A 14,948-nucleotide genomic window follows, 5' to 3' on the forward strand; every position below is an offset into this window, starting at 1 on the left:
AGCATGGCGGGTTATCAACCTAAAAAGCGAAAAATGACAGCGGAGATCAACGTTGTTCCGTATATCGACGTAATGCTCGTACTGTTGATCATTTTTATGGCGACCGCTCCATTTGTGACTCAAGGCGTCGACGTTGATCTTCCGAAAACATCGACCGCAGAATCTATGCAAGACCTTGCTGGCGAGACTGACAGTAGCTTTATTATCATCGAAATTGATAGCGAGGGTAATTTAGGCCTAAGCGTAAATGATGAAGAAGTTCAGCGAGGTTTGTCGTTGCAAGATGTTATTGTGCGAGTGAAAGCGGAGCGAGAGGTTAAGCCGGATTCACCAGTTGCGGTAGGTGGCGACGCGGCAACACCATATGCCGATGTTGTTCTATTGCTAGATGAACTAAGTCGAGCTGGTATCCCTAAGGTAGGTCTAATGACCGATATCAGGGAATAGACATCAATTATCTATGAAAGATCACAAGAAGAAACCCAACCAATACGCCAAACCGATAGCAATATCGGTTGGTTTGCATGCAATTCTAGTTGCAGCCCTGCTTTGGGGGACGGACTTCAACATGTCTAAACCAGAGCCTACAGGGCAAATGGTTCAAGCTGTTGTCATCGATCCAAAACTTGTGCAGCAACAAGCGAAAGAAATTCGCCAGCAACGCGAAAAGGCAGCGAAAAAAGAACAAGAGCGTCTTGATAAACTGAGACGCGAAGCAGAGCAGCTAGAAAAAAACCGCAAAGCTGAAGAAGAGCAAATTCGCAAGTTGAAAGAGCAGCAAGCGAAAGATGCTCAAGCGGCACGAGAAGCAGAAGCTGCACGTAAGAAAAAAGAGCAAGAGCGCAAGCAGGAAGAAGAACGTGTTCGCAAAGAAAAAGAGCGAGCTGCTAAGCTAGAAAAAGAGCGCAAGGCAAAAGAAGAAGCCGTGCGTAAAGCTGAGCAGGAGCGTTTAGCAAAAGAAGCGGCTATAGCAAAAGCTGAGCAAGAACGTTTGGCTCGTGAAAAAGCAGCAAAAGAAGCGGAAGAAAAAGCACGTCGTGAGCGTGAAGCTGCTGAAAAAGCTGAACAAGAGCGCATTGCAAAAGAGAAAGCGGCAAAAGAGGCAGCGGAGCGAGAGCGTAAAGCGAGAGAAGCAGCTGAGCGTGCCGAGCGTGAGCGTAAAGCTCAAGAAGCCGCGTTAGATGATATTTTTGCGGGTCTCGAGAGTGAGTCAGAACAGAATCAGCAAGCGAAAAATCAACATGTGCAATCTGAAGTTGACCGCTATGGTGCAATTTACAAACAATTGATAGAGAGTCGTATCATTAAGGACGATTATCTTGTGGGAAAGTCGTGTAGGCTTAATGTGAAGCTAGTTCCAACTGGGACTGATGGTATTGTGAGTAATGTTACTGTGTTAAACGGTGACTCTCGTCTTTGTAGTGCAGCCAAAAGTGCAGTAGCCCAAGTTGGCAACTTTCCGATGCCTAAAGATAGAGATGTTATTGATAAAGTTAGAGATATCAACTTAACCGTTGAATACTAGAATAAGGAATAAGACGTGATTAGACGCCTTTTACTAGGAATGTTTGTACTGTTTAGCAGTATGACAAATGTGGCGAATGCCGCATTAGAGTTGGTCATTACCGATGGTATTGATTCAGCACGACCAATTGCTGTTGTTCCGTTTAAGTGGGAGGGCACACAAGCGCTTCCAACGGATGTTTCTGCTGTTATCGCCTCGGATTTACAACGTAGTGGTAAATTCAGCCCAGTTCCAACGAGCAAAATGCCACAAACACCGTTCAGTGAATCAGAAGTTAATTTTGATGCTTGGACCAATTTAGGTGTGGATGCGCTATTGACTGGTTCAATCAAGCAAAACGACCAAGGTGACTACGTTATCAACTATCAACTTGTTGATATTGTGCGTGGTCAGTTAACAGGTGGGAAGAGTAAGGCGCTTGGTAGTGACGGTGAATTAGTCCTGTCAAAAGATCATGTGCTGTTCAATAAAGTAGCCACTGTTCAAGGGCCTCGTATGCGTGAGTACGCTCACCGTATCTCTGATTTGGTGTATGAGCAGTTAACTGGCGACCGTGGCGCTTTCATGACTCGTATCGCATATGTGGTAGTGAACGATAAAGACCGTTTCCCTTACCAACTTCGAGTCGCTGATTACGATGGCTACAATGAGCGTCTGGTTTTACGCTCTAAGCAACCATTAATGTCACCAGCGTGGTCACCCGATGGTAAAAAGCTTGCATATGTTAGCTTCCAAAATGGCCAAGCAGAAATCTTCATCATGAACATCTACACCGGTGAACGTGAGAAAATTACTTCATACCCACGTCACAATGGTGCGCCAAGATTTTCGCCAGATGGCAATAAGTTAGCGATTGTTCTTTCTAAAACAGGCTCGCTTCATGTTTATACGTTTGACCTTAACACTCGTAAGCTGACGCAAATTACGCGTGGCAGATCAAATAATACGGAACCGTTCTGGCATCCGGATGGAAAATCGTTGATTTTCACATCGGATAGGGGTGGTAAACCACAGATTTATCAAGTAAATTTGGGCAGCGGTTCTATTGACCGTTTGACTTGGCAAGGCAGCCAAAATTTGGGTGGTCAGATTACTCCTGATGGGCGATTCCTAGTTATGGTGAACCGCAGCAACGCAGGATTTAATTTGGCGAAACAAGATTTGGAAACTGGTGCTCTTCAAGTCTTAACTAAGACCTTGCTTGATGAGTCTCCTAGTATTGCCCCAAACGGTGGCATGGTTGTGTATAGCTCGATTTACAACAAGAAAAACGTACTATCGATGGTGTCAATTGATGGTCGATTCAAAGCTAGATTACCGGCAACAAATGGGCGTGTTCGAGCGCCTGCATGGTCACCGTTTTTGTAGTAATAAGTTTGATTAATAAAGGAAAATAAGATGCAACTGAACAAGGTTCTAAAAGGGCTACTAATCGCGCTTCCTGTAATGGCTGTTACAGCGTGTAGTTCAAGCGACGACGCTGCTTCTAACACTGGTGCAGCAACAAACAACAATGGCGCAGTGGAAACAACAGTAGCTACGCCAATTGATCAAAGCGGTCAGTTGACAGAGCAAGAGCTAAAAGAGCAAGCGCTACGTGAAACTCAAACAATCTACTTTGCTTTTGACAACTCAACAATTGCAGCAGATTACGAAGAGATGCTAGCGGCTCACGCTTCTTACCTAAGCAAGAACCCAGCACTTAACGTAACTATCGAAGGTCACGCTGATGAGCGTGGTACTCCTGAGTACAACATCGCTCTAGGTGAGCGTCGTGCACAAGCAGTAGCGAACTACCTACAAGCACTAGGTGTTCAAGCTGACCAAATCTCAATCGTTAGCTACGGTGAAGAGAAGCCACTTCTTCTAGGTCAATCAGATGAAGTTTACGCTAAGAACCGTCGCGCGGTTCTAGTATACTAATTCGAGGTAATCCTCATGTTCAGTAACACTAAGCGCGCTGTTGCGCTTACGTTACTGGCAAGTGCAGCGAACTTTGCGTTCGCTGCACCAGCTCCAGTATCCGATCTCAACAGCACATCATCCGTCTCTAAGAGCCGTTCATCTGAAACGGAAGTAGAGCGTCTAGAGCGCTTGCTACAAAACCGCAATCGCGTTCAGCTCCAAATGCAACAGCAAATTGACCAAATGTCACAAGAGATCAGTGAATTACGTGGTCAATTAGAGCGAAATAGCTACGAAATGAAGCAAATGTTGCAACGTCAACGAGAGTTGTTTGTCGAGCTGGATCGTGTTCGTGGAGAGATAAAATCCGCGCCTGCGCAAGAAGCGAAACCGGCTAAAACAGGTGGTCAGTACACACCAAATGTTGATGAGCAAACGGCATACCAAAATGCAGTCGACCTCATCCTCAAGAAACGTGACTACACTGGCGCAATTGCAGCGTTCCAGCAGTTCCAGAAAGATTATCCTGATTCTACATATTCAGCGAATTCTCACTACTGGCTAGGTCAGTTGTACTTCGCTAAAAAGCAGGATGAGGATGCAGTGAAAAGTTTTGCCGCTGTGGTGTCTTACAAAGACTCCAATAAGCGAGCCGATGCGTTGCTTAAATTAGGCGAAATCGCTGAGCGTAATAACAATGCAGCTCAAGCGAAAAAGTACTACCAACAAGTGGTTGATGAATACCCAGGTAGTGCATCTGCAAAACTTGCCAGCTCTAAGCTGTAAGACGTTATGTTTTGAAAAGGAAGCCTCGGCTTCCTTTTTCTTTTCCATTTTCTGTTGGTGCAGAACGGCTAAGTCGATAGCAATGATGCAGAGCCTCTGACCTTGTGTTGTACCGAATTTCGCTACTCGGAAATGCTACCTGTAACAAAGATATACGGCTAGACCGCTAGAAATCCCCGCGACAAGTTGGTTTTTGAAAATTAACGAGGTTACAATACTCGGATTAAAGGAAGTTGCGTAGAGCAAGAGCAATGAGCCATATATTAGATAAAATCGACACTGTTTACCCATTCCCACCGAAACCAGTTCCATTAAGCGAAGAAGAAAAAGCATCTTACATTGAGCGTATTAAAAAGTTACTCAAAGAAAAAGATGCGGTACTTATCGCGCACTACTATACCGACCCTGAGATTCAAGCCCTAGCTGAAGACACTGGCGGGTTTGTTGGTGACTCGTTGGAAATGGCGAAGTTTGGTAATCGTCACCCTGCAAGTACATTGATTATTGGTGGTGTTCGCTTTATGGGCGAGTCGGCCAAAATTCTGACACCAGAAAAGCGCATTCTAATGCCAACGTTGGAAGCGGAATGTTCGCTCGACCTTGGCTGTCCTGCGGATAAGTTCAGCGAGTTTTGTGATGCTCACCCTGATCATACGGTTGTAGTTTACGCAAACACCTCAGCAGCGGTTAAAGCCCGTGCCGACTGGGTCGTTACATCGAGTATTGCGCTTGAAATCGTGGAACACTTAGACGCTGAAGATAAGCCAATTATTTGGGGACCAGACCGTCACCTAGGATCGTACATCGCTAACAAAACTGGCGCAGATATGCTGCTTTGGCAGGGTGAGTGTGTGGTTCATGATGAGTTCTCTGCTGATGCGCTACGAAAAATGAAGAGCGTGTATCCAGATGCGGCTATTTTGGTTCACCCTGAGTCACCAGCAAGCGTCGTAGAACTTGCCGATGCCGTTGGATCAACGAGTCAGCTGATCAAAGCAGCGAAAGCGCTTCCTCACAAACAAATGATCGTTGCGACAGACAAAGGCATTTTCTTTAAAATGCAGCAACTTGTGCCAGAGAAAGAACTTATCGAAGCGCCAACCGCAGGTGCAGGCGCAACATGTCGCAGCTGTGCACACTGTCCTTGGATGGCAATGAACGGTTTGAAAGCAATTGAGAAAGCGCTTAGTGAAGGTGGTGAAGAGCACGAGATTTTTGTTGACGAAGAACTGCGTGTTAAATCCCTTATACCGCTTAACCGCATGCTAGATTTTGCTGAGCAGCTAAATATGCAAGTGAAAGGTAATGCTTAAAAAGTAGGCGTAACTGAAAGTAAATCTCAAAAACCAGCCGAATATGGCTGGTTTTTTTGTGTCTTACTATCAATGAGTTACTATTGATGCAATCAATGAATATCGAGGTCATAAATTTATGGCGGTGTGGTTAGTAGTTAAAAAGTGGCTTAGTTCCCACCTTTTTAAATTGAGCAACCGAAGCCTTCTCATCTTTAGTGGCTTATATGTGAGCCTTTCATGGTGGCTGCTGGTTCTCGCTGGTGAAACCGCATTAACAGACAGTTTCGCTAACTTTATCTATTACCTCATGGTTACGGCGAGTACGGTGGGTTATGGCGACCATTCTCCTGTAACAGATTTGGGTAAATGGGTTGTCGTACTATTTGTAATCCCCGGCGGTTTGAGCTTATTCGCCGCATTATTGGGGCGTGTCGCTGGAGCAGCGATGGACTATTGGCGAGCGGGTATTTTAGGAAAACGGAGAGTAAGAGTGGAAAACCATATTGTATTGTTGGGCTGGAATGGATCGAGAACGATGCACCTTATTCGCATGTTACAACATGAAGAAGAGGGAAAGCGCCCGATTGTTTTATGCAGCCGTTCAGAAATAGAGAACCCGTTACCTGGCGAAATCAGTTTTATCAAAGTGACCAGTTATACCGATTCGCAAGAAATGAAAAACGCCAATATTGCCGAAGCCGCTTGCATTATTGTGGATAATCTCTCGGACGACATTACCTTGTCAGCCGCTCTGTACTGCGCATCTGTAAACCCTTCCGCTCATTTGGTCGCTTACTTTAAAGATGAAGCGCTAGGCCGACTTCTAAGTCAGCATTGCCCGAAAGCGGAATGCATACCTGCTGTTGGCGCAGAAATGTTGGCAAAAGCGGCGGTTGACCCGGGCTCAAGTGCGCTTCATCAGGAGCTTTTGGCTTCAACACGAGGTATGACGCAATACTCAGTTATTTATCCTGAGGGGCAGTCTGCCACCACTATTGAGAATCTCTTCGTTTTTCTCAAAAGACGCCATCATGCCACGCTGATTGCTTTTGATATTGGCGATGGTATTCAACTCAACCCAGATTTAGATGCTGAAGTACCCGCGAGTACCAAGCTGTTTTACATTGCAGATGAACGTATTGAAGATTTTGCCTGGAAAGAAATGAACAAGGAACAATAATGCACATGATTGCCGGCCTGTTAGCAGGCTTCCCAAACTTTTTACTCTATTTCTCTGTTTCTATTATTTTTGTATTGGCGTTTAAGTTCATCTACGTCAAGTTGACGCCATACGATGAGTGGCATCTGATTAAAGAAAAACAAAATACAGCAGCAGCGATTGCGCTAAGTGGGGCTTTCCTTGGTTACTGTCTCGCGATTTCGGGGGCGGCAAAAAACTCGGTCAATATCGTCGATTTTATGGTGTGGGGCGTTGTCGCAATGCTTGCTCAAATTATCGCATTTGCAATTGTACGCTTTATTTTACTTCCGAAAGTGGCAGAGCGTATCGAAAAAGATGAACTGCCAGCCGGTATCGTATTAGCCGCAGTTTCTGTTTCGGTTGGCGTATTGAATGCCGCGTGCATGACCTACTAGGAGGAACGATGAAGCGGAGTTCTAACGTTAAACGTTCTTCCATGGACAAAAGCTTAAAGCTTGGGAAAATTCTTCCCTTTGCTGCCTTTGGTGGTATTTTCTTCTTTGCTACGTACGAGTCAAAAACAGAAGGGTACATTTTTTCTGATGCTGATGAGTGTAAATCTAACTCGCCTGAGTTTAGTGAACAGTGTGACATTGCATACCAAGAAGCTTTAGCTCGTGCCGAACAAAATGCCCCTCGCTACCGCAGCGAGTTCGAATGCGAGAATGATTTCTACGAGGATGATTGTTACTACAGTTCCAGTTCCCGAGCTTATGTACCTAACTTTGGCGGTTTTTTTTACAGTCGCTCATTAAGCGGGTTGAAAGGTTATAACAAGAGCTATTACTCAGAGCCGATGTACCGTTATAAATCCAAATTCTATAATGGAGCAGGACAATTCTTTGGCTCCTACCGAAATCAGCCGACCAAAGTCGCGACGAATAGCCTTAACAAACGTGGTGGCGGCACCATTGGCAGGGCGATGTCTCGAGGCGGGTTTGGTAAAGCGGTGTCGGTCAGTCGAGGCGGTTAAAAAGCACTATGTTTCGACGAGAAATACAAGAGCGCGAAAACTGGCGTGAATTAGCACGCCAGTTTGGTTTTGGTTTCCATACCATGTATGACCAACCGTATTGGGATGAGAGTGCTTACTATCAATTCACGCTGGAGCAAATTGAGCGCGATATAGAAGCGGCCACTGAAGAGCTGCATCAGATGTGCCTGGCTATTGTGGATGAAGTCGTTCGGAGTGAGCGGTTGCTGACGCAATGTGCGATCCCTGAATCTATGTGGGAGCAGGTCGCTTCTTCATGGAGACGAAGCGAACCTTCGCTTTATTCGCGGCTGGATTTCGCGTACAACGGGACCTCGCCAGCAAAATTACTGGAAAACAATGCGGATACGCCAACCAGCTTGTTTGAAACTGGCTTTTGGCAGTGGGTGTGGCTAGAAGATGTTGTAAATAAAGGTCGAGTTCACCAGAGCGCGGATCAATTCAATATTCTTCAAGACTTTTTGATCGAGCGCTTTGCCGAAATAGCAAAATACCAACCAGGACAAACACTTCACTTTAGCTGCTGCAAGTACACTGAAGAAGATAAAGGGACTGTCCAGTATTTAGAGGATTGCGCGCGAGAGGCAGGGTTAGCAACGGCATTCGTGCATGTCGAAGATATTGGAGTGACGGAAGATGGTCTGTTTGTGGATGCTGACGACAGAGCGATTCGTTGGATGTTTAAGCTTTACCCTTGGGAGTTTATGTTTGAAGAGGAATATGCGAAGTACTTAGCGACTGCGAACGTAAACTGGTTAGAACCGATGTGGAAGTCGATTCTATCCAATAAAGCACTTTTACCGTTATTGTGGGAGCGCTTTCCTAACCACCCGAACCTTTTGCCCGCTTATTTTGCTAACGATTCAAAAGCGAACACTATGAGAGATTATGTCATCAAGCCACTATTTTCTCGAGAGGGCGCGAACATCGAGATCGTCATCGATGGAAAACGTTTTGTTAAAACGTCAGGGCCTTATGAATCTAAATTTAATATCGTCCAGCAATACCATCCACTACCTAAGTTTGGGCAAAACCATACGTTAATTGGCAGTTGGTTGGTCAATGATAGAGCTGCCGGTATTTCGATTAGGGAAGACAGTAGCTTAGTGACTCAAGATATGGCGCGGTATATTCCACATGTAATTTTAACATGATCAAAAAAGCTCTCCATTTGGAGAGCTTTTTGTCTATTCAGCCGTTCAATCTTGATGGTCGACAGCGTTGCGTCTATTGTTCTTCAGCTAATGCAACACCGCGCTGGGTAAGACCACATAACATCACTGGCATTGCATTGAAGATTTCCTCAAACTGCTCTAAGCCTTCCATACCTTGTTCGGCCAATGTTTCAATGGTCGTTTCTGGGTCGTAAAGCATAGTAAGAGAAAGTAAAACACCACCGAGTAGGGCATTATCTTCGCTATCCTCAGGCATCAACGTTTCCCAGTCATCACGCGCAAGTTGCCAGCCTTGTAATACTCCTTCACAGAAATCGCGAGCCTGACTTGTTACAATGTCTTGCTCATCTAGCGCGCACCCTGCAGGCCACTGCCAAGTGCCTTCTAGGAGAGCGGGACGAGTTTGGTTCCACATTTGTACAATCTCGTCAATGTACTGCTCTAGTTGTTCACCGTCAGTAAATGGCGCTGTTTCTTCTCCACCCCATAAGAATGGCAACCACTCTTGAGGCATTAATACGTTTGGTGCTGCAGCCATCGCTGTTACAAAGCCTTGAGTTTTTGCCAGGTTTAGTAGTTTACCGTCAAGTTCTGGGAGAGAAAGGATGTCTTGTAGTTTCAAAATAGAATACCATTTGTTAATGGGCTGGTTGATTGCGCTCATCTTACCAATCAATTAGTGATAAATCGATATTAGGGAATGATTCACACATCTATGGAAATTCGCTCATCACTTAGAAAAAAAAGCATTCTCGCCCTAACACTTTACCTGTGCTTCTTTATCGCCACTATCGGTTCTGTCGCCTATTTGGTTGTTGAGCCACCGGTTAGACAAAAGCTAGAGCAAAACCTAGAGTTACGTACCCAACTCCTGGCTCTTGAGATAAAAGAGCCCCTCCTCAGTTCTACAGGTGTATTGAGCAGCTTAGTAGGGCTAGCCCAAGGGACTGAAAATATTCAATCTCTCAACACAATAATTCCACATATTCTTCAATTGAGTGACAAGATGCTTGTTAGTGGTGGCGTATGGCCTAAACCCGAACTCAAAGCAGAACAATGGAGATATAAAAGTCTATTCTTCAATAAAAACAGTGATAGTGGTATTGACCAAATTCACTCCTACAATAACCCCGAATCTGGCGGTTATGATAATGAACCCTGGTATGTCGCTGCCGCCGATGCTCCGGTAGGTTCTGTTAGTTGGTCTACGGTTTACATCGACACCTTTACTCAGGTCCAGATGATTACCGCATCTTCTCCATATTACCAAAATGGTCGATTCGCTGGAGTTGTAACGGTAGACCTATCACTTGATGCACTTTTTCAGTTTATTCGAGAGCACACGAACCAGCATTCTTTGGGGGTAGTGGTTCGAGATGCTGACTCAAACGTGATTATTGAGCACAACTTTCAACTGACGGACGAAATTTATGTCAGCGAGCTTGATTTCGGAGAGTTCGATTGGCGCATGGAAGTTGTCAACGCAAAAGCTAAAGTCGCCGATCAAGTGTTTGAACAAGTGATGAGCGTTGAGGGGAGGATCATTCCATTTTTGCTCTTGTGTGTCTTGGTCGGTTACTACTTACTGAATCGCTATATTGTTGAACCAATTGTTCGCATTGCCGCTAAGATTGATGACTCGAAAACTGGTGGGATCATAGATATTGACTATGATAGCGATGACGAAATCGGACAGCTTATCGAGAAGTTCAATGAAAAGACGATCTATTTAGAGCAGGAGAGAATAAAAGCTCAGGCTTCGACAAACGCTAAAACGGCATTCTTAGCCACATTGTCCCACGAGATTCGCACACCAATGAACGGTGTACTAGGAACTGCCCAGATACTGTTAAAAACACCACTTACCGATGAGCAGCGTAAGCACCTGAGAACACTTTATGATTCAGGTGATCACATGATGACATTACTCAATGAGATTTTAGATTACTCAAAAATTGAACAAGGGCATGTTGAGTTTGAAAATAAGCCTTTCCCAATTGAGTCGATTATCGGCAGTATCAAGAGTGTTTATCAAACGCTGTGTGCAGAAAAAGGTCTTCGCTTTAGAGTCGTCTCGCATTTACCAACGGGTCGTTGGTACAACAATGACAAAGCCCGTTTGCGTCAAGTATTGTTCAATCTACTCAATAACGCTGTTAAGTTCACCGATCGTGGCATCGTAGAGGTAGAGCTAGCCGAGAAATCGAGTAAGGCAGGCACCAAGCTGATACTAAAGGTAAAAGATACAGGGATTGGTATTTCAAAAGAGGCACAAAAACGCATTTTTCGTCCTTTTGAGCAAGCGGAGTCATCAACGACTAGACGGTTTGGTGGAACAGGGCTTGGTTTAGCAATAGTCAAAGAAATCGCGGAACATATGGGTGGGCAAGTGGTTGTAGAGAGTCAGGAGGACGCTGGAACGACTTTTACTGTCGAAATTGCCCTTACACCTTGCAAGCCAGGTAAAGTAGAGTCAATCAATACACATAAATTGAACTGTAAAGGGTTGAAAGCACTCATTGTTGAAGACAACCGAACAAATGCGATCATTATGGAAACTTTCCTCCGAGCCAAGGGCTTTGAGTGCACAAGTGTCGAAAATGGTCAGCTTGCAGTCGATGAGGTTGCGATCAAACCATTTGATTTGATACTGATGGATAATCATATGCCTGTTCTAGATGGCGTTGGGGCCATATCAGCCATTCGAGCAATGAGTTCACCTGCTAAGTCGGTACTGATTTTTGGCTGTACAGCGGATGTGTTCAAAGAAACACAAGAACGTATGATTAATGTAGGAGCAGACCACATAATAGCGAAACCAATAGTGGAGTCTGAATTAAATGATGCACTGTATCTTCATGCGACACAGTTATATCAGTACCAATCGGACTTTGATGGAAATGCAGCAGATAGCTTTAATGCTGAAAAGTGGTTACTCAACTTCTATGTCGCTCTAGATAATGGACATCTTAATGAAGCACTTGAGGCTATTTCAGCGATCATTGCGGAGGCTCCCCTTGAACTCAGTGACGACGTTTCTTCAGTCGCTGAACGGATAAGAAGTAACTTAAAGCGTCAGCAATCCCCAGACCAAGATGATATCGATACATTAACGATTTTGCTGGCCTCACCATAACTGAATCAATATGGCGCAACTGTGAATTGTTCTTACTATTCATACGTCATCCAGCTTCGTGACAAACTCTTCTAACCTGCAATGAACAGGCTTGCAGTTTTACTTTTACGAGTAAAGCAGCAAGACCTTCTACTGTGATTATATCGGTAATACTCTGAATTTTCGCAGCTCGGTAGCATAAGCTATAGGAGTGGCTGTTTACAGTCCGAGTTTTGTTCTAACTTTACGTCAAAATAATTATCGTAACCCCTTTTTATGTAAGTGAAATCCGTGTTTTTGTACCATTTTTACGTAATTTTAGGCGTTTTTACTCGCCATTGGTGAAAAAAACTACTTTTACTTTAAAAGTTGGTTATAAATTTACAACTTAATTTTAAATACAGGACCATAAGCTAGTTTTTGTGTGTTCTAATTGCATCATTAACTGGCTTGATGTCTTTTTGCTGGTTAATAGTTTTATTATTTTCATTAATTGCAGTGTTTGATTTTAAGGGTTTTGTAAATGAAGTCTCGTGGACCATTTTGTATTCGTCACGCCGCAGCGGATACCTTTGCTATGGTTGTTTTTTGCTTTATCACAGGGATGATTGTCGAGATTTTGATTTCAGGGATGACATTTGAGCAATCTCTAGCATCGCGTACGCTATCGATTCCAGTGAATATCGCCATTGCTTGGCCGTATGGGGTTTTTCGTGATTGGGTGCTGCATCAAGGTAGTAAGGTGTCACCGTCTTCCTTTATGAAGAATATCTCTGATCTGGTCGCTTATGTACTATTTCAATCTCCAGTTTATGCGGGTATTTTATTCGCAGTTGGCGCGTCTACAGATCAAATTGTGACCGCAGTAGCAAGTAACGCTGTTATTTCTTGTGGCATGGGTGTGTTGTATGGGTACTTCCTGGACATGTGCCGCCGTTGGTTCCGTGTTCCCGGTTATTCTCAAAGCATCTAAATGCCCCAGTTTTGCTCAATTTAGTTACTTAGTGAGCAATCGATTCGAAAAGGGCGCTTTTTTTTATGTTTAGCCTTGACCATCAGGCACATAATCATTAAATTAGCGCCTCGTTAGCCAATGATGCTAACCAAAATTTGATTCGGTGAGTTGTCCGAGTGGCTGAAGGAGCACGCCTGGAAAGTGTGTATACGGCAACGTATCGAGAGTTCGAATCTCTCACTCACCGCCACATTCTAAAAGGTCTGATTTATCAGGCCTTTTTTCATATCTGCACTAAAGTAATGCGTCATTGAAAGTACATAAGAGTACTCAGAGTGCAAACGCAACTCTATCTACAAGCCAACTGTTCATATCTCACCTCGATACAACGCCAAAATTGAAGAAGCTATACAGAGGCAGCCATAATCTGATTGGTGCGGGTTAGCCCATCCGCTTTAATCTAGAATTTAGCACCCATATCACATGAGGTATGAATACGGCCACAAGAATGAACGTATTGCTACTAGATGCTAAGCAAAACAGCCATGAACACGAATACAACAGCAATCATAACAAAGAGATCTGTGTTTGGATTGAGGTCATCTGGGTTAAATTTTTCAATGCTTTGCGTCGTTTCGCATCGTATCTTCATGTTCTTGTCCTTATTTCATGTACTATTTCAACAGCAACATAACATGCAATTGAGTGTTCACAAGTCATAAAAAGCATAAGTATACTTGCACCTCATTGAGCGCAAAAAAAATACTCAAAGCGTTTTAAAGTGGCGGTCTACCTTTTGTAACATCAAATGTTCTTTCTGTTTTTGTGCCTGTATCGCTATAGTTGAGAAACGGTTATCTCGTTCTAGTTAGGAACAAACTACTGGCTGCCGCTACATTCTCTCAGCGTTCCCACTCAGTCGCCTTGGGTAGATACTTTAGTCGTTGAGTACTGCAAAAAAAACGCCGCATGAGCAGCGGCGCTTTGTTGAGGAATTACCTTTCCTACTTGTAGCTAAGTTCTGTCGCTTTGCCTTTGAAGATCCGGTATACCACAAAGGTGTAAAGCAATATCACCGGCATAACAATCATCACACCGTAGCCCACGATTATTAATGTCGCAGGTGAGGAGGCCGCTTGTTGTGCGGTCATCAACCCCGGCACAACTTCTGGGAAGAAGCTATACGCAAGCCCGAGAAAGCTCAACGCGAAAATGACGGTGACACCAAAAAAAGGCCAGCGCACACCCAGATCATTCACCATTGGAACCTGACGCAAATAGCGATCAACTAGGAAGATGGTTGCCAATACAATTAACGGAACTGGGGCAAGCAACAAGATTTCTGGGAAGCTGAACCAACGCAAGGCAACTTGTTGATTTACAATTGGGTTTACAACGCTAACCACCAAGATTCCTAAGGCTGCTAACCAACCCGCACGACGAGACCAACGCGCCGAGCGTATTTGCAAATCACCTTCCGTTTTCAATACCAACCATGCGCCACCGATGTAAACATACGCCGCCGTTACACAAAGTGCGCTTAACCATGCAAAGCCAAATGCTTCGGTTGATTGCTCAAATCCCATGATGTAACGGCCCACCATGTAGCCTTGGGTTAGCGCGGTGACTAACGAGCCAATTCTGAAGCACCAATCCCAATGAGGTTTATGATCCGAGTTCGCTTTGGCTCGGAAGTCGAACGCTACGCCACGCATGATCAACGCAATCAGCATGATGGCGGTCGGCATGTAAAGCTCCGTCAAAATCAAGCTATGAGCAGTAGGAAAGGCAATCAGCAGAATACCAACGGCTAACACTAACCACGTTTCATTCGCGTCCCAGAAAGGGCCGATAGACGCTATCATTCGGTCACGCTGAGCTTCATTATCACTCGGCAACAGGATACCGACGCCAAGGTCGTAGCCGTCAAGCACGGCATACATAAAGACCGAGAAGCCAAGCAGCAGAAGGTAAATTTCTGGTAGATAGTCGAGCAT

Annotated in this window: 15 protein-coding genes and 1 tRNA gene; 13 read left to right on the top strand and 3 right to left on the bottom strand. The window is 44.6% G+C overall.

The window, feature by feature from the left end; genetic code table 11:
* Positions 1–3 precede the first annotated feature (3 nt).
* The 10 genes from R7M92_RS06165 to R7M92_RS06210 all read left to right on the top strand — a co-directional run bounded on the left by R7M92_RS06165 (position 4) and on the right by R7M92_RS06210 (position 8,860).
* The gene (locus R7M92_RS06165; RefSeq protein WP_005378298.1) at positions 4–447 is read left to right on the top strand and encodes an ExbD/TolR family protein; all 444 of its coding nucleotides are present in this window, start codon (positions 4–6) and stop codon (positions 445–447) included.
* Between the two features lie 13 nt (positions 448–460).
* Complete coding sequence (gene tolA, locus R7M92_RS06170) at positions 461–1,525, top strand: cell envelope integrity protein TolA (protein ID WP_053303231.1); 1,065 nt, start codon at positions 461–463, stop codon at positions 1,523–1,525.
* A gap of 15 nt (positions 1,526–1,540) precedes the next feature.
* Positions 1,541–2,893 (top strand): Tol-Pal system beta propeller repeat protein TolB, encoded by a 1,353-nt coding sequence (gene tolB, locus R7M92_RS06175; RefSeq protein ID WP_005387925.1) that lies wholly within the window; start codon positions 1,541–1,543, stop codon positions 2,891–2,893.
* 30 nt (positions 2,894–2,923) lie between these two features.
* Complete coding sequence (pal, locus tag R7M92_RS06180; RefSeq protein WP_005378293.1) at positions 2,924–3,448, top strand: peptidoglycan-associated lipoprotein Pal; 525 nt, start codon at positions 2,924–2,926, stop codon at positions 3,446–3,448.
* A gap of 15 nt (positions 3,449–3,463) precedes the next feature.
* Positions 3,464–4,216 (top strand): tol-pal system protein YbgF, encoded by a 753-nt coding sequence (gene ybgF, locus R7M92_RS06185; protein WP_005387926.1) that lies wholly within the window; start codon positions 3,464–3,466, stop codon positions 4,214–4,216.
* A gap of 251 nt (positions 4,217–4,467) precedes the next feature.
* Complete coding sequence (nadA, locus tag R7M92_RS06190) at positions 4,468–5,529, top strand: quinolinate synthase NadA (protein WP_005387928.1); 1,062 nt, start codon at positions 4,468–4,470, stop codon at positions 5,527–5,529.
* 118 nt (positions 5,530–5,647) lie between these two features.
* On the top strand, positions 5,648–6,691 hold the full coding sequence (locus R7M92_RS06195; protein WP_017635053.1) for a potassium channel protein: 1,044 nt from the start codon (positions 5,648–5,650) through the stop codon (positions 6,689–6,691).
* On the top strand, positions 6,691–7,107 hold the full coding sequence (locus R7M92_RS06200; protein WP_005378281.1) for a DUF350 domain-containing protein: 417 nt from the start codon (positions 6,691–6,693) through the stop codon (positions 7,105–7,107). Before R7M92_RS06195 ends, R7M92_RS06200 begins: the two co-directional genes overlap by 1 nt.
* An 8-nt stretch (positions 7,108–7,115) precedes the next feature.
* Positions 7,116–7,685 carry a DUF1190 domain-containing protein gene (locus tag R7M92_RS06205; RefSeq protein ID WP_025766906.1) on the top strand — a complete coding sequence of 190 codons (570 nt, stop codon included), beginning with the start codon at positions 7,116–7,118 and terminating at the stop codon, positions 7,683–7,685.
* Positions 7,686–7,693: 8 nt separating this feature from the next.
* On the top strand, positions 7,694–8,860 hold the full coding sequence (locus R7M92_RS06210; protein ID WP_318132948.1) for a glutathionylspermidine synthase family protein: 1,167 nt from the start codon (positions 7,694–7,696) through the stop codon (positions 8,858–8,860).
* A 73-nt stretch (positions 8,861–8,933) separates the two neighbouring features.
* Here R7M92_RS06210 and R7M92_RS06215 read toward each other — a convergent pair whose 3' ends face one another.
* Positions 8,934–9,545, bottom strand: a complete 612-nt coding sequence (locus tag R7M92_RS06215; RefSeq protein ID WP_005378278.1) for a YecA family protein — start codon at positions 9,543–9,545, stop codon at positions 8,934–8,936.
* A 51-nt stretch (positions 9,546–9,596) separates the two neighbouring features.
* Here R7M92_RS06215 and R7M92_RS06220 point away from each other — a divergent pair, with 51 nt between their 5' ends.
* From R7M92_RS06220 to R7M92_RS06230, 3 genes are all read left to right on the top strand, one after another.
* Positions 9,597–12,017, top strand: a complete 2,421-nt coding sequence (locus R7M92_RS06220) for a hybrid sensor histidine kinase/response regulator (protein ID WP_033905057.1) — start codon at positions 9,597–9,599, stop codon at positions 12,015–12,017.
* A 502-nt stretch (positions 12,018–12,519) separates the two neighbouring features.
* Positions 12,520–12,969, top strand: a complete 450-nt coding sequence (locus tag R7M92_RS06225; protein ID WP_054575116.1) for an L-alanine exporter AlaE — start codon at positions 12,520–12,522, stop codon at positions 12,967–12,969.
* Between the two features lie 144 nt (positions 12,970–13,113).
* Positions 13,114–13,201: transfer RNA gene (locus tag R7M92_RS06230), tRNA-Ser, on the top strand.
* A gap of 273 nt (positions 13,202–13,474) precedes the next feature.
* On the opposite strand, the gene R7M92_RS06235 is transcribed toward R7M92_RS06230, so the two are convergent.
* Both R7M92_RS06235 and R7M92_RS06240 read right to left on the bottom strand, forming a co-directional pair.
* The gene (locus R7M92_RS06235; RefSeq protein ID WP_257789285.1) at positions 13,475–13,603 is read right to left on the bottom strand and encodes a hypothetical protein; all 129 of its coding nucleotides are present in this window, start codon (positions 13,601–13,603) and stop codon (positions 13,475–13,477) included.
* Between the two features lie 352 nt (positions 13,604–13,955).
* A complete protein-coding gene (locus R7M92_RS06240; RefSeq protein WP_005378274.1) occupies positions 13,956–14,948 on the bottom strand; it encodes a cytochrome d ubiquinol oxidase subunit II in 993 nt (330 codons plus the stop codon).

Origin of the sequence: Vibrio sp. Vb2880 (assembly GCF_033337975.1) — a bacterium.
Classification (GTDB): domain Bacteria; phylum Pseudomonadota; class Gammaproteobacteria; order Enterobacterales; family Vibrionaceae; genus Vibrio; species Vibrio alginolyticus.